This is a genomic window from Streptomyces sp. NPDC045021 (assembly GCF_056432645.1).
The window spans coordinates 68,517-88,656 of sequence record NZ_JBWKIQ010000013.1 but is presented as its reverse complement, the minus strand read 5'-3'; the positions used below and the strand labels follow the sequence as shown (position 1 = coordinate 88,656).

The window sequence follows — 20,140 nt, the reverse complement described above, 5'->3', positions numbered from 1 at the left end:
GGTTACGGCGCCACCGAGTCGAAGCCGGTGAACCCGCTGGGGTTGTGCCGCCCGAAGCTGCCGTGCTCGAAGATCCCGTAGCCGGTGGCGCCGTCCCAGGTGAAGCGGGCCGCGTGGTCGATGACGCCGTACGCCGCCAGCCCCAGGCCCGCCGGGTCCGCGAGGTCGTACGTGCGGCGGTCCAGCCAGCCGCGGCCCTTCCACTCGCCGTGCTGCCAGTCGCCGGCCGGCGGGTATCCGGCGCCGACCGCCAGCGGGCTGCCGCCGAGCAGCTCGGCGTGGATCTCGATGGGCTTGCGGTCGGCTCCGGTGAGGTGGATGACGGCCGACTCCGGGTGCCGGCTGCCGGAGCGGTACGTGATGTCGACGTGGGCGCGACCGAGTTGCTCGTCGGGGCGGCCGGTCTCGGCGGGGTGTACGAGAACGGCGCTGTCGAGGGTGCGGTAGCCGTCGGCGTCCTCCTGGAGGATCACCATGACGAAGCGGTCCTCGAAGCGGATCGGGATCCACAGCCAGTGGAAGCCTTCGGCGCGGAACTCCTCGGCGGCCCGGCCGGGCGCCTCGCCGGGGATGGGGCGGACGCCCCAGCTGCGGTCGCGGGTGGCGGTGAAGCGGCCGCGCTCCACGGTGATCTCCCGGCCGCCCGCACGGATCACGCCGTGGCAGCTGCCGGCCTGGCAGAACCGGTTGGCTTCGAGGAAGAGCCGGTCGCCGGTGTACTGGATGTGGTGCGGTTCTTCCACGGCCGGGAAGTCGGCCTCCCAGAGCAGGTCGAAGGAGAGGCTCGAAGCCTCGTCCCCGTCCGAGTCCGGTTCTTCCTGCTCGCACACCAGCCGCAGCCGTTTGAGCGGTTCCTGCACCTCGATCCGCAACGGTCCGACCTGCTGGCGCATTCGGTCCTCGCCGAGCGCGTCCGAGGCTCTGACGGCGGTGAGCCGGTCGCCCTGGAGCAGCGTCGCGTAGGCGTCGGTGACGCCGAGGTTCGGGTAGACGCCGAGGCCGGTGATGAGCAGCGCCCGGCCCTCGTGGTCGAAGACCTGGAAGATCGACCGGTCGTAGGCGTTGCGGTCACCGCTGGCGACATGGCGCATGGATCGGGCGATCTGGTGGACGGGGTACTCGTCCAGCGGAACGGGTCGTTGGGGCACGGCCGTCTCCTCCTCCTCGGCGGTCGAGAATTCCCTGACGGTACGTCAGGTATGGAGGTTCGGCCTAGATCCGTGCACGCATCACTCGAATTTCGGGCCGTACGCGGCGGCGAGCGCGGCGAACGACTCCTTCGGCTCCCAGGTCATGTCCGGATAGGCCGTTCCGTGACCGGCCGGCACCATCTTGACCACGCCGTAGGCGGCCAGGTCGAGGTCGTGGCGCGGGTCGGGGAAGTGCGGGAGGTGGTAGCTCGCGAAGGTGAACCAGAAGGCGCTGTCGAGCCCCTCCTCCTCGAAGACCGCCAGCAACTCCCGCAAGTAGTTGGCCTGTTCGGTCTCGTCCCGTACGTAGTCGCCGTCGAGCTCGCGCTGCTCGTCGAGGATGGCCCAGCCCGTACCGCCCCGCGCCGCGGCGCCCCGGTAGGTGCAGCAGCCGAATTCGGTCGCCGCGACCGGCTTGCCGTGGGCGAAGTGGCCGCGGATCTCCTCGCGGTACGTCGACGCGTTGTACTCGGCTCGATAGGCGTCGACGCCGACGATGTCGAACGGCGTCCAGTCGACCTCCTCCCACGGTCCCGACGCATAGGTGATGCGCCCGCCGAAGCGTTTGCGGGCCTCGGCGACCGTCGCGGCGAGCAGCGCGTTGAGGGAGGCCGTGATCCCGCCGAAGGTGGCGTAGATCGCCGGGTCACCCGAGGTCAGCGCGGTGATCCGCGCATCGAGGTCAGCCCCCGGAATGAATCCGGAGGAGAAGAGCGAGAGCTCGCACCCGGTCACCAGCACCACCTCGGCGCCGGTCCGCCGCAGCTCCTCGGCGCGGTCCGCGCAGTCCCCGAAGAACGGGCCGAGCTGATCGGCCGTCAACTCGCAGGGGAAGGGCGCGAACCACACCTCCAGCCCCGCGTCGGCCGCGAGCCGGGCGGCCACGGAGAGTCGCTCCGGGTCGCCGCCGGAGATCCGTACGGCGTTGCAGTGCAGGTCGTCGGCGATGATCCGCATCTCGCGCCGGACGACGTCCGGGTCGAAGTCGGTGCGGGAGAGCGAGCCGGCGGGGGAGAAGCCCGTGTCGTAGTTGATGCCTTTGCCGCGCATGGGAGTTCCTTCGAGAAGCCGGGAGAGGAGAGGGAGCGAGGGGAGGGGCTGGGCCGTCAGGCCGTCGCGGTCTCGGGCACGGACCGGGGGGCGGTCTCCGTCACAGTGGTGGACCCCACCGACGCCCCGTCCTCGTTCACCTTGTCCATCTTGTCCGCTTCGTTCGTCTCGTCGGCGATCATCCGCTCGATCGGGTCGGTGGCGATGTTGCCGACCACCGCGGCGAGCAGGATCGACGCCACGAGCAGGACGGTCGACAGCCAGACCATGGTGGAGACCGGGAGGACGAAGGCCAGCACGATCCGCGCGACGCACTCGGTGAGCATGGAGATGCCCCAGATCGTGCTGAACAGCAGCTCCGCGCGGCGGAAGCGGGCGTCCGCGACCGACAGCCGGTCCCAGGCGAGGATCCTGGCGCTGCGGCCCTTGGTCATGAAGGGCTTCAGCCCGGCGGACATCAGCGGCTTCCCGGTGGCGGCCGCGACCAGTACGGAGATGCCCACCACGCTGCTGAGCGCCGAGTCCTTGACGATCATCAGGCGGGCGTCGCCGGTGACGAAACTGAGGACGATGCCCACGAGGTTGACCGCCAGCATGATGCCGGCCAGCCCGTTGAACGACCGGTCCCGGACCGCCGCGACGATGGTGCGGACACCGGGGACGATGCTGCTCAGCATGAGCGACGGGACCAGGCCGACACCGAAGCCGGCGTGCAGCAGGTAGTACGAACCGAGCGGCACGGCGATGTCGAGGACGAGCGGCTTCACCATCGTGACCAGCGGGTTGGACTCCTGCCCGGTCCCGGCTGCCTGCGTCTTCGTCTCCTGCTGCACCTGCGTCATGTCCGGCTCCTCCGTGAGAACTTCTTGTAGGAAGAGCTTCGCGCGGCGGGCCGTTCACTCGACAGAGATGGATCTCCGGGCTTCGGCAGTACAAATGTCCTGGCCGGATCGCGGCGATCCGGCCAGGACATCCGTCACTTCGGTGGAGCCGGCCGCGCCGTCGGGGCGGTCGGCCGCACCGTCATCTCAGATCGAGCGAGAAGATGCCGCGGCCGTGCGTCGCCGCGTACAGGCGCCCGTCCGGGCCCGTCTTGATCTGCAGGACGGCCACGGCGGGCAGGTGCCCGACGCGCTTCCAGCCGGTGCTGCCGGGCGCCCGGTAGATGACGCCCAGGTCGGTGGCGAGTACGAGGCCGCCGCCCGGGAGGGCGACGAGGGAGTCGGACGGCACGTCGGGCATGTTCGACGAGATGTCCTTCCACGTGGTGCCGCCGTCCGTGGACTCGAAGACGTGGCCGATGCCGGCGCCGGGACCCTCGGTCCAGTGCCGGGAGAAGCCGTTGACCGCGAGGTACACGTGGGCGGCGTTCTTCGGGTCGATGGCGAAGCCGGACAGGTACCGGTTGGGTACGGTGCCGTCCGCGCCGGTCGCCGGGAGGTCGATCTGGTGCCAGCCGGTGCCGTCCGCGTTGCCCACGGCGATGCCGCGGGTGAAGCCCTGGTTGTTGCAGGGGCCGCACCACGCCGCGTAGACCTTGCCGCCGGAGGCGGCCACCGCGGTGGCGGTGTGGCCTTCTCCGAGGTCGAAGGCGTTGGTCCACTCGTCGGAGCTGCGGATCGTGTAGCCGTGGCTCTGCGTCCAGACGTGCCGGCCGCCGGCCACCCAGGCGTTGCTGTTCCTGATGTCCGCCGAGAGCGGGGCGATGAAGCGGGCCTCACCGGTGGCGTTGTCGGCCGGGGCGACGGAGTACGAGGTGGCCTTCGTCGGGTCGGTGGTCCATGAGCCGTCGTTCACGGCGCAGTTCTGGGTGACCTGCACCGCCAGATAGACGTATTCCTGGGCGATGTTGCAGCCGTTGGCCGGATCGGTGATCGTGTCGGCGCCGTCACCGCCGAAGTTGGAGCCCATGACGGTGTCGTGCGGGCGCAGAATGGACTGCCCGTTGTCCTGCAGACCGCCGTTGATCGCCACCCCGCGCAGGGCCGGGTCCTTGCCGATGCCCACCGAGTAGTACTGAAGGGTGTCGATGGTGCCGTCGTTGGTCGAGGCCCAGTCGGTGGCGTGGCCGGACGCGTCCTGCGAGCCGTTCACCGGGCGGCGGTAGACGCCGCCGTCGTTGCCCGCGTAGAAGTACGTCTTGCCGTTGTAGCTGCCGATGGCCGCCGCGTGCTGGTCCGGGTGGATCGTCTGGTTGCACGCGCCGGTCTGCCGGGACGGGTCGATGTTCCAGCAGGGGAAGTTGAAGTTCCAGTACGGTCCGACGGCCGACCAGGTGGCGCCGGCGTTCGTCGTCTCGAAGACCTCTTCCAGGCCCGCGTAGAGGTGGTCCGCGTTGTTGGGGTCCACCTGCAGGAACTGGTTGTACCAGGCCTGCACACCGGGCATGAAGCCGGCGCTGTTCAGCGCGGATCCGGCGGCGCTGAGCGTGGGATAGTCCGCGATCCGCGTCCACGGACCCAGCGGGGAGCCGGATTTGGAGGTGTAGATGCCCGCCAGCGAGCTGTCCGGGTTGCTGGCCTGCTGGGCCGGGGACTGGTCGATCGCGTAGTAGCGCGAACCGTCGGCCGAGCGGGCGAAGGTGACGTTGCCGACGTCGGTCGCGGCGGTCGGCAGATCGCCGAGCGACGTGACGCGCTGCCAGCTCCCGTTCGTCTTGGTGTAGAAGCCGTTGTAGGTGTCGCCGCTGCGCCATCCGACGGCGAGGACCACCCGCGAGGGGTTCTTCGGGTCGATGGCGACGTCGTTGGCGATGTTCTTGTACGGCGCGTTCGGGTCGTTCGCCTGCGAACCTCCGGGCAGGAAGTCCGGGTTGGGGGCGAACTCCAGTTTCCAGGGGCCCCAGGTGCGGCTGATGGAGTGGCTCCACACACCTCGGGTCGTCGACGCCCACACCGTGTCGCCGCCGAAGCGCAGGGTGTGGATGGCGGTGTTGTCCAGCTCCTTGCCGCCGACCCGGTTGTACGCCGAGAACGTGCCGTGCCGTGGGTCGGAGAGCAGGTACACACCGCTGCCGAGGTAGGCGTCCGCGTTGGTCGTCGCCTCGCCGGTGCCCAGCCAGAGCCTGCCCGCGCCGTCCAGGGCGAGCGCTCCGGTGGTCTGGGCGGGCAGGCCGTCGCTGATGGCCTGCCACTTGCCGCCGCCGGTGCGGGACCGCCACACCCCGCCGCCCGCGCTGCCCTCGTAGACATAGCCGGCGTTGTCGGCGACCAGGGCCGCGGTGCGGCCGGTGACGTTGCCGGCGCCGCCACTGGAGTTCGAGACGATGTCGCGATAGCGCGGATCGTCGGCGTTGTAGACGACACCGGTGTCGTGCCGCCAGGTCCCGCCGGTGTTCGGGAGGGCGTTGAGGGCCGCCCAGGCGGCGCTGTACGCGCCGGGCCGGATGACACCGGGGGAGGTGCGGGCCTCGGCGAACTGATCCGCGCCCTCGGCTATCTCGTCGGCCTCACCTCCCTCGTCGCCGTCGGCGGCGGCCGTGGCGGCACGGGCGAGGGTGTCGGTGACGGAGTGCGGTCTCGCGCTGCCGTGGCCGGGTGCGGCTCCGGCGGGTACCGCGATGAGCGCGGCCGTCGCGGTGATGGCGCAGATCGTGAGCCATCGCTTCTTGCGGGTTGGTGCGGACATCAGTTCCTCCCCAGTTGGGCCTGGATGTGGCGGTGCGGAGGTGTGCACGCCAGACCCGACCACGGGAAGGGGAGGAAGAGGCCCTGGAAGGAGGGAATTTGGACAAACTTTGACGAGAACCTGTCAGTTGATCAAGGGAGCCGCAGCCCGGAGATCACGGCCTGGGGAGGGAGCGCCCGCCGGTCCCGGTGGCTCAGAGATCGCCCTTGCGGCTGAGGTAGTTGAAGGAGAGCCAGCCCGGGAGGACGGGGAGCCAGAAGGTGAGGAGCCGGAAGAGCAGCACCGCCGGGGTGGCGACCGTGCCGGGGAGGCCGGCCGCGATCAGACCACCGGTGAGGGCGAACTCGACCGCTCCGACGCCGCCGGGGGTGGGCGCCGCGGAACCGAGGGCGTTGCCCGCGAGGAAGACGACCGCGATCGTCGAATAGCTGAGGCTGCCGCCGAACGACCGCACGCAGGCGTCGAGACAGATCACGAAGGTGACCGTGACCATCAGCGTGCCGCCGATGCCCGTCAACAGCTTCGCCGGGCGCTGCAGCACGTCGAGCATGCGCGGGATGACGCCCGCGAAGAGCGCCCGTACCCGGGTGGAGACGAACTTGCGCAGGCTCGGGATGGCCGTCCCGACGAGTACCAGCACACCCGCGGTGAGCAGCCCGGCCATCACCGTGCGGGACGGTGACAGCGACGGGGTCTTCTCGGTGCCGGTGATGTAGCCGAAGGTCAGCAGCAGGAGGATGTGCGAGCCGAGACCGACCAGCTGGGACGCGCCGACGCTCGCCACCGCGAGGCCCGGCCGGACGCCCGACTTCTGCAGATAGCGGGTGTTGAGGGCGACGCCGCCGACCGCAGCCGGGGCGACGAGCTTCACGAACGATCCGGCGATCTGCGCCATGACCGTCCTGAAGAGCGACAGCCGTTCCGGGACGAAGCCGGCCAGCGCGCAGGCCGCCGCCACATAGCTGAGCGCGGAGCCGACCACGGCGACGGCCGCCCAGCCGTAGTTCGCGCGGGAGATCGTGTCGGCGATCGGCACCGAGCTGATCTGCGACAGCAGGAAGTACGCGGCGAAGGCGCCCGCGATGACGGTGACCAGCGTGCGGGGCTTGATCCGCTCCAGGCGGACCGGCTCCACCGGGGCCTGCGGCCGGATGAGCAGCACCTGCTGCCGGATGCGGGAGAGCAGATCCTCCTCGCGAGCCTCGTCCTGGGCCACCTCGATGGCGCGCTTCTCGGCCCGCTTGTCGGCCTTGGCCGAGCCGCGCGAGGGAGCGGCCACGGCCGCCGCGGCCCGCGCCTCCTTGTCGGCCGCGGATGCGGCGAGCACGGCGTCCCGCTCGCGCTGCGCCCGCGCGCGGTTCAGCTGCTTGAGCTCCGCGCGGGTGGAGCGGCTCAGTGCGATCGGCTGGAGCAGCGGCAGGGAGTCCGCGACCGCGTCGGGGCCGAGTACGGCGACGGCCGTCTTGACCGACCGCTCCGGGCCGACGCGCAGGGCGACGGTGGTCAGCAGCTGCGCGATGTCCATCCGCAGCACGATGTCGCCGGCCGCGATCTCACCGCCGCGCAGATCCGTCAGAAAGACCTTGCCGGAACGATCCACCAGAAGGGACTCGCCGACCAGCCGCCGGTGCGCGATACGCCGTGACTGGAGCGCCTTCACCTGTTGCCAGGCGTTGAAGAGCAGTTCGTCGGTGAGCTCCTCGTCCGGCAGCCCGTTCAGCCGGTGGCCGCCGATGTGCTCGTAGACGAGCATGACGGCGTCCGGGCCCAGCTCGGAGGTGGCGATCAGCTTCGGCGCGTTGGCCCCGGCGGCGATGGCCGCGTACGCGAGCAGCGCCTCCTGCTCCAGGGCCTGGCGCAAGGACTGCAGGCTGCGGCGCTGGTTGATGCCGCGCAGCGAGATCCGGCGCCACACCCGGTAGAAGAAGCCGTGCGCCTGCTGCTCGCGGTCGACGACGGTGACGTCGAGCGGCGGTCCGTCCTCCAGCGTGACGAGATAGCCGCGGCCGCGCTCGGAGTCCGGGGTCTCGGGGACCTCGTCGTCCGCGCGGCGGGTGGTCAGCGGCGCGAAGCCGACGCGGCGCAGGCCGGCGAGCAGGTTCTGGCCGGTGGGCCGGACGTTCGGCGAGCCGACCGAGTACAGGGTGCCGTAGGCGACGGTCCAGCCGATGAGCACCGTCACGACGATGGAGAACGGCGTCGTGTAGCCGCCGACCAGCACCGCGAACGAGTCCAGCAGCAGCACGAACCACAGCAGCACCCGCCAGCGCGGGCGCCGGGCCATGCCGACGGCCGTCATATAGGCGATGACCGGTGCCAGATAGCCGTGCACGGGGTCGGTGATCCCGCCGCCGCTCGGCGCGAGCTGGGTCAGCGCGGCCCTGATCGGGTCCGGGGCGGCGTTGGTCACCCACAGGTCGGTGGCGAGCGCCACGCCGTGGGCGAGGACGGCGGCGAGCACGCCGTCGGCGATCCGCAGCCCGTCCCGCTTGATCAGCCGCTCGATCGCGAAGGCGACCGGGACGATCAGTACGGCGATGCTGGCGGTGAGGCCGGCGAAGGTGCTCAGCGCGTCGGGCGCGTTGCGCGCGCCCTTGGCGATGTCCTGCTCGACGCCGCTGGTGGTGGCATGGGCGAAACCGGCGATGGCCATGACGACGGCGATGCCGAGCAGGCCGAGCAGGAACCGCATGAGGTCGGCGGGGCGGTGCACGCGGGCCGCGAGCAGCGGCTCGTCGCTGGAGACGTCGTCGCTGTGGACGACGGCGGGCTCTTCGGTCCCGGTCCCGGGCTCGGTCTCGGTCTGGGTCTCGGGCTCGGGCTCGGTCTCAGGCTCGGTCTCGGCGTTGTCGGCGCCGTCGGCGCTGCCAGTGTCTTTGGCAGACGATCCGGTCTCCGGACCGGCGCCGCTGTCGGCTCCGGGCGTCTTGTCATCGGGCGAGGGCACGGCAGCGGAACGGCCGGCCGCATCGGCCGCCGCGTCCTGGTCCTGCTGTCCTGCTGTCTCGTTTTGCTCGCGTATCACCAGTCACCCCGCGCACGATGGTGGCATGAGCGGTCCGGGGATGCGCGCTGAACCCCCCGTTGTCGGTGGTCTGAGGCAGGATGGGCCGGATGAGTGAGCGGACGAACGAGGAGACCGCGCCCTCCGAATACGCAGAGCGGGTGCTGGAGACCACCGAGGCCATCCCACCCGGCCGGGTGATGACCTACGGGGATGTCGCCGAGTGGCTCGACGAGGGCGGCCCGCGGCAGGTCGGCCGCGTCATGGCGCTCTACGGAGGCGCCGTGCCGTGGTGGCGCGTGGTGCGTTCCGACGGCCATCTGCTGCCCGGTCATGAGCTGCGCGCGCTGGAGCACTACCGGGAGGAGGGCACGCCGCTGCGGGAGGCGGCGCGCTCCGCCGAGGGCCATGTACCGCGCATCGACATGCGGCGGGCCCGCTGGGACGGCCTGCCCGCGGGAAAGTGACGACCGGATGCTCACGGTTTCAAGCTTCGGCCATGGCGCACCGGAATATGCGGCGAGCCGTCCGTACGGAGTACGTGAACGCATACGCGAATGAGGTGAGGGAGTACGCGGTCGAGTACGTGACCGAGTCCACGCCCGGACACGGGTGGTACTGGCTGCGGCTCGTGTGCCGGGAGGCGTAGCGTCGACAGCCGACCGCACCGGCGTCACCAATGCCACCGGCGGCATCACCGGGCAGCCGCGCCGCCCGGAGCACAGGAAAGACCCGCAGGACCCGCAGCACGACAAGGACCCGCAGTACCCGAGCCACCCACAGCACCCACGGAACCGGCGAACCACGTGACCTCCTCCTCCCTCCGACCGGCGCAGCGCGCGACGCACCGGGGGATCGACACGGGCACGGCCGCCTACCGTCTGCTGCGGACCCCGCCCGCGCGGACCGCGCCTCCTGAGCTGGACGCGTCACAGCGCGCGGTGGTTGAGCACCGGACGGGACCACTGCTGGTCCTCGCCGGACCGGGCACCGGCAAGACCACGACGCTCGTCGAGGCGGTCGCCGAACGGGTGCGCCGCGGCACCGCCCCCGAGCGGATCCTCGTCCTGACGTTCAGCCGCAAGGCGGCCGTCGAGCTCCGGGACCGGATGGCCGCCCGCATGGGCGGCACGGCCGCCGCGCAGGCGACCACGTTCCACTCCTTCTGCTACGCCCTGGTCCGCGCGCACCAGGACCCGGAACTCTTCGCCGATCCGCTGCGGCTGCTCTCCGGGCCCGAGCAGGACGTCGTCGTCCGCGAGCTGCTGGCGGGACAGAGCGCGCTGGAGAAGGACGGGCGCGGCCGGATCCACTGGCCCGACGACCTGCGCGCCGCGCGCACCACGCGCGGCTTCGCGGACGAGGTGCGCGCCGTCCTGGCGCGCAGCCGCGAGCTGGGCCTCGGCCCGGCGGCGCTGCAGGACTTCGCCCACCGGATCGGCCGCCCGGACTGGTCGGCGGCGGCCTCCTTCCTCGCCGAGTACCTGGACGTGCTCGACCTCCAGGGAGTCGTGGACTACGCGGAGCTGCTGCACCGGGCGGTGCTGCTCGCGGAGCGCCCGGAGGTCTTCGAGGCCCTGGCCGGGCAGTACGACGCCGTCTTCGTCGACGAGTACCAGGACACCGATCCGGCGCAGGTCCGGCTGTTGCGCGCGCTCGCCGGCCAGGGCCGCACCCTCGTCGCCTTCGGCGACCCGGACCAGTCGATCTACGCCTTCCGCGGCGCCGACGTGAACGGCATCCTCGAATTCCCGGACGCGTTCCCGCGGCGCGACGGCCGGCCCGCCCCCGTCCACGTCCTCACCGTCTCGCGCCGCGCCGGCGCCGCCCTGCTGGACGCCACCCGCCTCGTCACCCGCCGGATGTCCCTGCCGCGGCTGCCCGCCGCGGCCGTCCGCGCCCACCGCGAGCTGACCGCGGTCCGGGACGGCGGCACGGTCGCCGTCCGTACGTACCCCATGGCGGGCGCCGAACTCGACGGCATCGCCGACACCCTGCGCCGCGCCCATCTGGAGGACGGCATCCCGTGGCGCGACATGGCCGTCCTGGTCCGGGCCGGCGCCCGCTCCATCCCGGGGCTGCGCCGCGCCCTCACCTCAGCGGGTGTCCCCATCGAGATAGACGGTGACGACCTCCCTCTCCGCCACGAACCGGCCGTCGCCCCGCTCCTGCTGGCGCTGCGCGTCGCCGCCGCGGGCGCGCAGGGCACACCCGCCGTACCCGCCCAGACCCGGACCGGCGAACCGGAGGAGCAGGAGGAGCCGGAGGAGCCCGAAGCGAACGAAGCAGACGAAGCAGACGAAGCGGACGAGTCGGGGGCAGATCCCGAGCCCGAGCCCGATCCCGCGTCCGTGAGCGTCGAGGACGCGATCACGCTGCTGACCTCGCCGCTCGGCGGTATGGACGCCGCGGACCTGCGCCGGCTGGGGCGGGCGCTGCGGGAGGAGGAGCGGGCCGCCGGCCGTACGGTGCCGCGCGCCTCCGACCTGCTGATCGCGGAGGCGCTGGGGGAGCCGGAGCGGCTGGTGGCGCACGATCCGGCGTACGCGCGCGGCGCGCAGCGGCTCGGGCTGCTGCTGCGCAAGGCGCGGGAGCTGATGGCGGGCGGCGGCACGGCGGAGCAGGCGCTGTGGGAGCTGTGGGACGGATCGCCGTGGCCGCAGCGGCTGGAGCGGTCGGCGACCCGCGGCGGCACGGCCGGGCGGAACGCGGACCGGGACCTGGACGCGGTGTGCGCGCTGTTCGAGACGGCGGCGCGCGCCGAGGAGCGGACCGGTGGTCGTGGCGCGCTGAACTTCCTGGAGGAACTGGACGCGCAGGACATCGCCGCCGACACGCTGAGCCGCCGGGTCGTCCGTACCGACGCCGTACGGCTGATGACCGCGCACCGTTCCAAGGGTTTGGAGTGGCGGCTTGTGGTCGTCGCCGGAGTGCAGGAAGGTCTCTGGCCCGACCTGCGCCGCCGGGGTTCGCTCCTCGAAGCGGACCGGATCGGCCGCGACGGCCTCGCGGAACCGCTCACGCCCGGCGCCCTGCTGGCCGAGGAGCGGCGGCTGTTCTACGTGGCGGCGACCCGCGCCAAGGAGCGGCTGGTGGTCACCGCGGTCAAGGCGGCCGCGGACGACGGTGACCAGCCGTCCCGCTTCCTGACCGAGCTCGGCGTCGAGCCGCAGGACGTCACACATCGCGCGCGCCGTCCGCTGGCCGTCTCCGCGCTCGTCGCCGAGCTGCGGGCGACCACCGTCGACCCGGCCGCGTCCCCGGCACTGCGCGAGGCCGCCGCGCTGCGGCTGGCCCGGCTCGCCTCGCTGAACGACGCAGGCCACGCGCTCGTACCGTCCGCGCACCCCGACCGCTGGTGGGGCCTGTACGAGCCGACGCGCTCGGCCGTCCCGCTGCGCGACCGCGACCAGCCGGTGGCGCTGTCGGGCAGTGCGCTCGACCAGCTCGCCAACACCTGCTCGCTGCAGTGGTTCCTGGGCCGCGAGGTGAAGGCGGAGCCGCCGTCGACCGCCGCGCAGGGCTTCGGCAACGTCGTGCACGTGCTGGCCGACGAGGTCGCCTCCGGGCGGACCCCGGCCGACCTGGACGTACTGATGGCCCGGCTGGACTCCGTCTGGGACGCGCTGGCCTTCGACGCGCCGTGGAAGTCCCTGCAGGAGAAGCGGAACGCGCGGGCCGCGCTGGAACGCTTCCTGCACTGGCACGTCATGGAGCGCGGCCGGGCGTCCGTCGCCACGGAGCACGGCTTCGACGTCGTCCTCGAAGCGGGCGAGGTGCGGGTCCGGATCCGCGGCAGCATGGACCGCGTCGAGGCGGACGCGGACGGCCAGGCCTATGTCGTCGACTTCAAGACCGGCAAGTCCAAGCCGACGGCGAAGGAGGTCGAGCGCCACCCGCAGCTCGCCGTCTACCAGCTCGCGGTCCGCGAGGGCGCGGTCGACGAGCTCTTCGGCGGCGAGCGCCCGCTGCCGGGCGGCGCCGAACTCGTCCAGCTCCGGCTCGGCGCGGCGAAGAAGGACGGCGGCGACACCGTGCCGGCCGTCCAGCGCCAGCAGCCGCTCGCGGCGAAACGGACGGAGCCGGCGGAGCCTTCGGAGCCGACGGAGGCGGGCGGCGAGGCGGAGTGGGTGGTGGAGGACCTGTTGGCCGACGCTGCCGGCCGCGTCCTGGACGAGCGCTTCACCCCCGCCACCGGCCAACACTGCACGCACTGCGCGTTCCGTGCGGCCTGCAGCGCACAGCCGGAGGGCCGGCACGTGGTGGAGTAGCCGCGCAGCTGGCCGTGACGTCGCCACGTGACCTGTGCCTCGATCGTGCAACCCTTCCAGCTGTTCGTGCGTCAGTTCGGCGTAAGGGCATGTGTGTGGGTGCGCGGGTTGGTTGAAGGAAAGTGGCCGTCGTGGCGTTGAGGCGCAGTGTTGTCGCCGTCGTAGTGGTCTGCGTTGCGGCCATGGGAGCGCTGTCCGGCTGCCAGGGCACGGCGGAACGGGGCAGGACGGTCCACGCGGCGTCGAAGCCGGCGACCGCGACCGGCACCACGTCGGACGGATCGCTGGACGGACTGACCGCGCCGGAGATCTCCCGCCGGATGTGGGACACGATGAATGCGGCGCGCTCCATGACGCTGGACTTCTCCGGAGTACTGCGTGCCAAGCCGGCTCAGATGAAGATCGCGATGTCCACCGACGGCAAGTGCGCCGCTGCTGTGCGGCAGAGCAACTGGACGATGCAGATCATCCGAACCGACGACGGAACGTCCTACATCAAGGGCGATCCCGCCTACTGGACGGCGATGGGCCCCAAGGGCAAGTCCATCGGACAGCTGGCCGGCAGCCGGTGGATCAAGTTCCCCGCCACCTCGGTCCCGGGCAAGCGGCTGGCCGCATCGTGCGATCTTGACTCCTTCCTCGGAAGGATGAAGCTGGACCACTCCTCGTCCACGAAGAGCGGCACGGGCACGGTCGGCGGTAAGTCGGTCGTCACCATCAGGCAGAAGGACTCGGACGGGACCACCGACACGCTCTCGGTGGCGGCCACGGGCAAGCCGTATCTGCTGAAGATCGCGACGGACACGGCGGAGATGACCATGACGTTCGGCGCCTTCGACCAACCGGTCCACGTCGCGGCCCCGCCCGCGAACCAGACGATCGACCTCAGCCTGTTCGGCGGGGACAAGAGCCTCGACGTCTGAGCCCGTTCGACGGGGGCAGAGGCGGGAAACGGGCCGGGTCAAACCCGTTGCGCCCGCATGTTTATCTTGTGCTTATCAGCATGATGCGTGTGGGTGGAGGGGAATCCGGTGGCAGTACAGCGGAACGTCGTGGCGGCCTCACTGGTCTGTGCGGCCCTGGCGGGTGGACTGACCGGCTGCGGGGGCGACAAGTCGGACGACGCGGTGATCGGGTCCAAGCCGAAGCCGTCCGTCTCGGCGAGCACCACGGCGGCGACGGGGCTCGACGCCCTGACCGCGCGGCAGATCTCGGACAAGGCCGAGGCGGCGCTCAAGGCCGTCGGTTCGGTGAAGGTGGACTTCGCGGCCGTGGTCGGCGGCAAGCCCGTGCAGCTGAAGGCTGCCATGTCCAAGGCGGGTGAATGCGCCGGTGCGATGAGCGAGGACAAGGAGACGATGCAGTTCATCGGCACGCACCACACCACCTACATGAAGGCCAACGACGCCTTCTGGCGCAACACCGGCGGCGAGAACGACGACGCCACGATCCGGCTGCTGCACGGCAAGTGGGTGAAGGTGCCGGGCGACGCCGCCAAGGACAAGGACCTGCAGGGTTTCTGCGACCTGGACTCGTTCCTCGACAACCTGACGTCGGACGACGGTGACAGCACCTTCACCAAGGGCGCTCCGACCACGATCGACGGGCAGCCGGTCGTCACGATCGTTCAGAAGAAGGTCCGTAAGGGCAAGAGCGAGAAGACCACGATCTATGTGGCGTCCCAGGGCGAGCCGTACCCGTTGAAGATCGTCATCGATGAGGGCAGCGAGCCGGGTCACGCCTCCTTCAGCGACTTCAACAAGCCGGTCAAGGCGGTGGCCCCGCCCGCCTCTGAGACGCTGGACGTCAGCAAGCTCAAGGACGACGGCGGCAAGAACGTCTGACGGCCGGCCCGACGAGGGAGCCGGTCCCGGCACCCGGGCGGCGGGCGGCGCCGCCCGGGTGGCCGCTGGTTGTCGGTGGGGCCGGATAGCCTCACTGGGGTGGCGGCACGCATCACGGACCCCGAGCAGCTCAAGGCGCTCCTCGGCATCCCTTTCACCCCGGAGCAGATGGAGTGCGTCACCGCACCCCTCGCCCCGAACGTGATCGTGGCGGGGGCCGGCTCCGGCAAGACGACGGTTATGGCCGCCCGGGTGGTCTGGCTGGTCGGGACGGGGCAGGTCGCGCCGGAGGAAGTGCTCGGGCTGACGTTCACCAACAAGGCCGCCGGTGAGCTCGCCGAGCGGGTCCGCAGGGCGCTCGTCCAGGCCGGGATCACCGATCCGGATCCGATCGGCCCCGCCGGTTCCGGGGACGCGGTCGGGGAGGGCCCGACCGGCGAGCCGCAGATCTCCACGTACCACGCGTTCGCCGGCCAGCTCCTCAAGGAGCACGGTCTGCGGATCGGTCTCGAGCCCACCGCCCGGCTGCTCGCCGACGCCACCCGGTACCAGCTCGCCGCGAAGGTTCTGCGGGCCGCGCCCGGCCCGTATCCGGCACTCACCAAGAGCCTGCCCGCCCTGGTCAGCGACCTCCTGGCGCTGGAGGGCGAGGTCAACGAGCACCTCGTCCCGCTGGACCGGCTGCGCACCTACGACACCGGCTGGCTCGACACCCTGGCCCCCGTCAAGCTCACCAACGCGGACCTGCGCAGGCTGCCGGAGACCGCGCGGGCCCGGCAGGACCTCACCGGGCTCGCCGCCGCCTACCGCGAGCAGAAGCAGCGCCGTGACCTGCTGGACTTCGGCGACCAGATCGCCCTGTCGGCGACCGTGGCCCGCACCCGCCCGGAGGTCGGCAGGATCCTGCGCGAGCAGTACAAGGTGGTGCTGCTCGACGAGTACCAGGACACCTCCGTCGCCCAGCGGCTGCTGCTCGCCGGGCTGTTCGGTGGCGCGGGCACCGGCCATCCGGTCACCGCCGTCGGCGACCCCTGCCAGGCGATCTACGGCTGGCGCGGCGCCTCCGTCGCCAACCTCGACGACTTCCCGGCCCACTTCCCGAACGCCGACGGGACCCCGGCCCGCCGCTTCTCGCTCAGCGAGAACCGCCGCAGCGGCGGCCGGCTCCTGGACCTCGCCAACGGCCTCGCCACCGAACTGCGCGCCCGCCACGAAGGTGTCGAAGCGCTGCGCCCGGCGCCCGGCGCCGAGCGCGACGGGCTGGTGCGCTGCGCGCTGCTGGCCAGCCAGGCCGAGGAGATCGAGTGGCTGGCGGACTCCCTCGCGCACCTGGTGCGCACCGGTACCGAGCCGGGCGAGATCGCCGTCCTGTGCCGTACGACGGGCCACTTCGCCGACATCCATGCCGCACTCGTCGCCCGCGACATCCCGGTCGAGGTCGTGGGCCTGTCCGGGCTGCTCCATCTCCCCGAGGTCGCCGACCTGGTCGCCGTCTGCGAAGTCCTGCACGACCCGACGGCGAACGCGTCGCTGGTCCGGCTGCTCACCGGCCCCCGCTGGCGCATCGGCGCCCGGGACCTGGCGCTGCTCGGACGCCGGGCCAGGGTCCTCGTCCGGTACGGGGCGGGCGGCGCCGGGGACGACCCCGAGCGGCGGCTGGCGGCGGCCGTCGAGGGCGTCGACCCGGCCGAGGTGGTCTCGCTCGCCGACGCCCTGGAGACCTTCCTCGACGGCGACCCCGGCGACGATCTGCCCTTCTCGCCCGAGGCGCGGGTCCGGTTCGCCCGGCTGGCGGCCGAGATACGGGACCTTCGGCGCGCGCTGGCCGACCCGCTGATGGACGTCCTGCACCGGGTGCTCGCGGTCACCGGCCTGGAGGTCGAGCTGTCCGCGTCCCCGCACGCGCTGGCCGCCCGCCGCAAGGAGACGCTGAACGCGTTCCTGGACATCGCCGCCAACTTCGCCTCCCTCGACGGCGAGGCGACCCTCCTCGCCTTCCTCGGCTTCCTGCGCACCGCCGCCCAGTACGAGAAGGGCCTGGACAGCTCGCTCCCGGGCGGCGAGAACACGGTGAAGGTGCTCACCGCGCACAAGTCGAAGGGCCTGGAATGGGATGTCGTGGCCGTCCCGGGACTGGTGAGGAAGGGTTTCCCCAGCGAGCGCGGCCGCGAGCTGTGGACCGCCAACGCCAAGGTGCTTCCGCACGCGCTGCGGGGTGACGCGGCGACCCTTCCCGATGTCGCCGAGTGGTCGAAGGCCGGCCTCGACACCTTCCGCGACGCCATGAAGGAGCACAACCGGATCGAGGAACTCCGCCTCGGCTACGTCACCTTCACCCGTCCGCGCTCGCTGCTGCTCGGCTCCGGCTACTGGTGGGGGCCCACCCAGAAGAACCCGTACGGGCCCTCCGACTTCCTGGACGCGCTGCGCGTGCACTGTGAGGCGGGCCACGGCGAGATCGAGCAGTGGACCGACGAACCCGCGGAGGACGCCGTCAATCCGGCGCTGGCGACCTCCGTCGAGCACGCCTGGCCGCTCCCGCTCGACCCCACCGCTCTGGAGCGGCGCCGCCAGGCGGCCAGGACGGTCCTCGCGTACCTGGACGCTCCGCAGGAGCACGCGTTCGCGGACGCGGAAGCGGTAGGGGAAGTGGAGGACGAGCCCGTCTGGGCGGACGACGAGGAGGAGTGGGAGGACGCCGACTGGGACGAGCTGTCGGCGGAGCGTCCCGAAGGCTTCGAGCATCCCGGGCATGCCGAGCACCCCGAGCACCCCGATCCGGAGCTGGAGCCGGAGCGTCCCGTCGATCCCGGCCACACGGTTGCTGAGGCCGCCCCCGCTGCCGAAGCCCCCGCACGGGCGCACCTGCTCCCCGAGGAGTCACGCCTCGTCGCCTCCTGGGACCGTGACCTCGACGCCCTCGCCGGGGAACTGCGCCGCGCCCGCGCGACCGTCCGGGACGTGCCGGTGCCCCCCGTTCTCACCGCCTCGCAGCTGATGCGGCTGGCCGCCGACCCGGACGGGTTCGCCCGCGAGCTCGCCCGCCCCATGCCGCGCCCCCCGCAGCCCGCGGCGCGCCGCGGCACCCGCTTCCACGCCTGGGTCGAGTCCCGCTTCGACGAACGGCCGCTCTTCGCCCCGGAGGACCTGCCCGGTGTCGAGGGCGGGGACGAGATCGACGACGAGCGGGACCTCGCCGCCCTCAAGGAGGCGTTCCTCGGCACCCCGTACGCCGACCGCGCGCCGTTCCGCGTCGAGGCGCCCTTCCAGCTGGCGCTGGCCGGCCGCATGATCCGCGGCCGTATCGACGCCGTCTACCGCACGGAAGGCACCAAAGGCACCGGGGGCACGGAAGGTACTGACGGGGACGCGTATGAGGGCGACACCTACGAGATCGTCGACTGGAAGACCAACCGATCCCGGTCCGCCGACCCCCTCCAGTTGGCGCTCTACCGCCTCGCGTGGGCCGAGCAGCACCAACTGCCCCTGCACCGGGTGACCGCCGCGTTCCTCTATGTCCGTACCGGTGAGGTGGTCCGGCCCGCGTCCCTGCCGGACCGCGCGGCCCTGGAGCGGCTGCTGCTCGACGAGCCGAGCTGACGGAGCCACCGCCGGCCCTGCCCCTGGCCCTGCCCCCGGCCCCACCTCGGGCCGGAGGTGTCCGGAGCGCCGGTTAGGCTCGACGTCATGAGTACCGCCCCGGACAGCGCAGTCCACGCCTACATCGACGCCCACCGTTCCGCGTTCCTCGCCGACCTCGTCGAGTGGCTGCGGATCCCGTCCGTCTCCGCGGATCCCGCCCGCGCGGACGATGTGCTGGGAAGCGCTCGCTGGCTGGCGTCGAAGCTGGCGGAGACCGGCTTCCCGACCGCCGAGGTCTGGAAGAGCGACGGTCTGCCGGCGGTCTTCGCCGAGTGGCCGTCCGGTGACCCGCAGGCGCCGACGGTGCTGGTCTACGGCCACCATGACGTGCAGCCCGCCGCCCGCGAGGACGGCTGGGACACCGACCCCTTCGAGCCGCACACCGCCGACGGCCGGATCTACGCCCGGGGTGCCGCGGACGACAAGGGCCAGGTCCTCTTCCACACGCTGGGCCTGCGCGCCCACCTCGCCGCGACCGGCAGGACCGCGCCCGCCGTCAACCTCAAGCTGCTGATCGAGGGCGAGGAGGAGTCCGGCTCGCCGAACTTCCTCACGCTGATCCAGCAGCGCGCCGACCGGCTGTCCTGCGACGCGGTGATCGTCTCGGACACCGGGATGTGGTCGGAGGACACCCCGACCGTCTGCACCGGCATGCGCGGCCTGGCCGACTGCCAGGTCGATCTGTACGGGCCCGACCAGGACATCCACTCGGGTTCGTTCGGTGGCGCCGTGCCCAACCCCGCCACCGAGGCCGCCCGGCTGGTCGCCGCGCTGCACGACGAGAACCGGCGGGTGGCGATCCCGGGGTTCTACGACGGTGTCGTCGAGCTGACCGACCGCGAGCGGAAGCTCTTCGCGGCGCTGCCGTTCGAGGAGGCGCGGTGGCTGGGTACCGCCAAGTCCCACGGGGCACTCGGCGAGGCCGACCACACCACCCTCGAACGCATCTGGGCCCGGCCGACCGCCGAGGTCAACGGCATCTACGGCGGCTACCAGGGCCCCGGCGGCAAGACCATCGTCCCGGCCTCCGCCCACCTCAAGCTGTCCTTCCGGCTGGTCGCGGGACAGGACGCGGGCGCGGTGCAGCAGCTCGTCACCGAGTGGGTCGCCGCCCGGCTCCCGGAGGGCATCCGCCACGAGGTCACCTTCTGGGGCACCACCCGCCCCTGCCTGACCCCGCTGGACCACCCGGCGCTGCAGTCGGTCGTCCGGTCGATGGGCCGCGCCTTCCAGCAGGAGATCCTCTTCACCCGGGAGGGCGGGTCAGGACCGGCCGCCGATCTGCAGGACGTCCTGGGTGTGCCGGTGCTGTTCCTGGGAATTTCCGTACCGTCCGACGGTTGGCACTCGGTGAACGAGAAGGTCGAGCTCGACCTGCTCTTCAAGGGTGTGGAGACCGCCGCCTACCTCTGGGGCGACCTCGCCGAGAACTGGCGCCCCGCCTCCGCCGAGGTCACCGGGTGATGCCCCCGGCGCCACCGGCGCGACCGACAGACACCTGTCACTGACAAC

At 71.9% G+C, this 20,140-nt stretch carries 12 protein-coding genes; 7 read left to right on the top strand and 5 right to left on the bottom strand.

The window, feature by feature from the left end:
- Positions 1–2 precede the first annotated feature (2 nt).
- The 5 genes from AC07DC_RS32470 to AC07DC_RS32450 all read right to left on the bottom strand — a co-directional run bounded on the left by AC07DC_RS32470 (position 3) and on the right by AC07DC_RS32450 (position 8,892).
- Positions 3–1,148: an Rv3169 family protein gene (locus AC07DC_RS32470; RefSeq protein WP_478918065.1), complete on the bottom strand. Its 1,146-nt coding sequence runs from the start codon at positions 1,146–1,148 to the stop codon at positions 3–5.
- An 81-nt stretch (positions 1,149–1,229) separates the two neighbouring features.
- Positions 1,230–2,240, bottom strand: coding sequence for a hypothetical protein (locus AC07DC_RS32465; RefSeq protein ID WP_478918064.1), 1,011 nt, complete (start codon positions 2,238–2,240; stop codon positions 1,230–1,232).
- Positions 2,241–2,296: 56 nt separating this feature from the next.
- A complete protein-coding gene (locus AC07DC_RS32460; protein WP_478918063.1) occupies positions 2,297–3,082 on the bottom strand; it encodes a VC0807 family protein in 786 nt (261 codons plus the stop codon).
- Between the two features lie 181 nt (positions 3,083–3,263).
- Entirely contained in the window at positions 3,264–5,867 is a 2,604-nt protein-coding gene (locus AC07DC_RS32455; protein ID WP_478918062.1) for a beta propeller repeat protein, read from the bottom strand.
- A gap of 193 nt (positions 5,868–6,060) precedes the next feature.
- Positions 6,061–8,892 carry a lysylphosphatidylglycerol synthase transmembrane domain-containing protein gene (locus AC07DC_RS32450; RefSeq protein ID WP_478918061.1) on the bottom strand — a complete coding sequence of 944 codons (2,832 nt, stop codon included), beginning with the start codon at positions 8,890–8,892 and terminating at the stop codon, positions 6,061–6,063.
- 80 nt (positions 8,893–8,972) lie between these two features.
- Between AC07DC_RS32450 and AC07DC_RS32445 the strand changes: the two genes are divergently transcribed.
- From AC07DC_RS32445 to AC07DC_RS32415, 7 genes are all read left to right on the top strand, one after another.
- Positions 8,973–9,338 carry an MGMT family protein gene (locus AC07DC_RS32445; protein ID WP_478918060.1) on the top strand — a complete coding sequence of 122 codons (366 nt, stop codon included), beginning with the start codon at positions 8,973–8,975 and terminating at the stop codon, positions 9,336–9,338.
- A gap of 32 nt (positions 9,339–9,370) precedes the next feature.
- On the top strand, positions 9,371–9,520 hold the full coding sequence (locus AC07DC_RS32440; RefSeq protein WP_478918059.1) for a hypothetical protein: 150 nt from the start codon (positions 9,371–9,373) through the stop codon (positions 9,518–9,520).
- A gap of 205 nt (positions 9,521–9,725) precedes the next feature.
- On the top strand, positions 9,726–13,142 hold the full coding sequence (locus tag AC07DC_RS32435; protein WP_478918200.1) for an ATP-dependent helicase: 3,417 nt from the start codon (positions 9,726–9,728) through the stop codon (positions 13,140–13,142).
- A gap of 182 nt (positions 13,143–13,324) precedes the next feature.
- A complete protein-coding gene (locus tag AC07DC_RS32430; protein WP_478918058.1) occupies positions 13,325–14,065 on the top strand; it encodes a hypothetical protein in 741 nt (246 codons plus the stop codon).
- Positions 14,066–14,173: 108 nt separating this feature from the next.
- Positions 14,174–14,986: a hypothetical protein gene (locus AC07DC_RS32425; protein ID WP_478918057.1), complete on the top strand. Its 813-nt coding sequence runs from the start codon at positions 14,174–14,176 to the stop codon at positions 14,984–14,986.
- A 99-nt stretch (positions 14,987–15,085) separates the two neighbouring features.
- On the top strand, positions 15,086–18,586 hold the full coding sequence (locus AC07DC_RS32420; RefSeq protein ID WP_478918056.1) for a UvrD-helicase domain-containing protein: 3,501 nt from the start codon (positions 15,086–15,088) through the stop codon (positions 18,584–18,586).
- Between the two features lie 87 nt (positions 18,587–18,673).
- Positions 18,674–20,092, top strand: a complete 1,419-nt coding sequence (locus tag AC07DC_RS32415; RefSeq protein WP_478918055.1) for a M20/M25/M40 family metallo-hydrolase — start codon at positions 18,674–18,676, stop codon at positions 20,090–20,092.
- Positions 20,093–20,140: the final 48 nt, after the last annotated feature.

What these genes read in the sequence shown, in the direction of transcription:
- AC07DC_RS32465 (WP_478918064.1), bottom strand. Translation starts at nt 2,240, where the DNA reads ATGCGCGGCAAAGGCATCAACTACGACACGGGCTTCTCCCCCGCCGGC.
- AC07DC_RS32445 (WP_478918060.1), top strand. Translation starts at nt 8,973, where the DNA reads ATGGGCCGGATGAGTGAGCGGACGAACGAGGAGACCGCGCCCTCCGAA.
- AC07DC_RS32440 (WP_478918059.1), top strand. Translation starts at nt 9,371, where the DNA reads ATGGCGCACCGGAATATGCGGCGAGCCGTCCGTACGGAGTACGTGAAC.
- AC07DC_RS32455 (WP_478918062.1), bottom strand. Translation starts at nt 5,867, where the DNA reads ATGTCCGCACCAACCCGCAAGAAGCGATGGCTCACGATCTGCGCCATC.
- AC07DC_RS32430 (WP_478918058.1), top strand. Translation starts at nt 13,325, where the DNA reads ATGGGAGCGCTGTCCGGCTGCCAGGGCACGGCGGAACGGGGCAGGACG.
- AC07DC_RS32415 (WP_478918055.1), top strand. Translation starts at nt 18,674, where the DNA reads ATGAGTACCGCCCCGGACAGCGCAGTCCACGCCTACATCGACGCCCAC.
- AC07DC_RS32460 (WP_478918063.1), bottom strand. Translation starts at nt 3,082, where the DNA reads ATGACGCAGGTGCAGCAGGAGACGAAGACGCAGGCAGCCGGGACCGGG.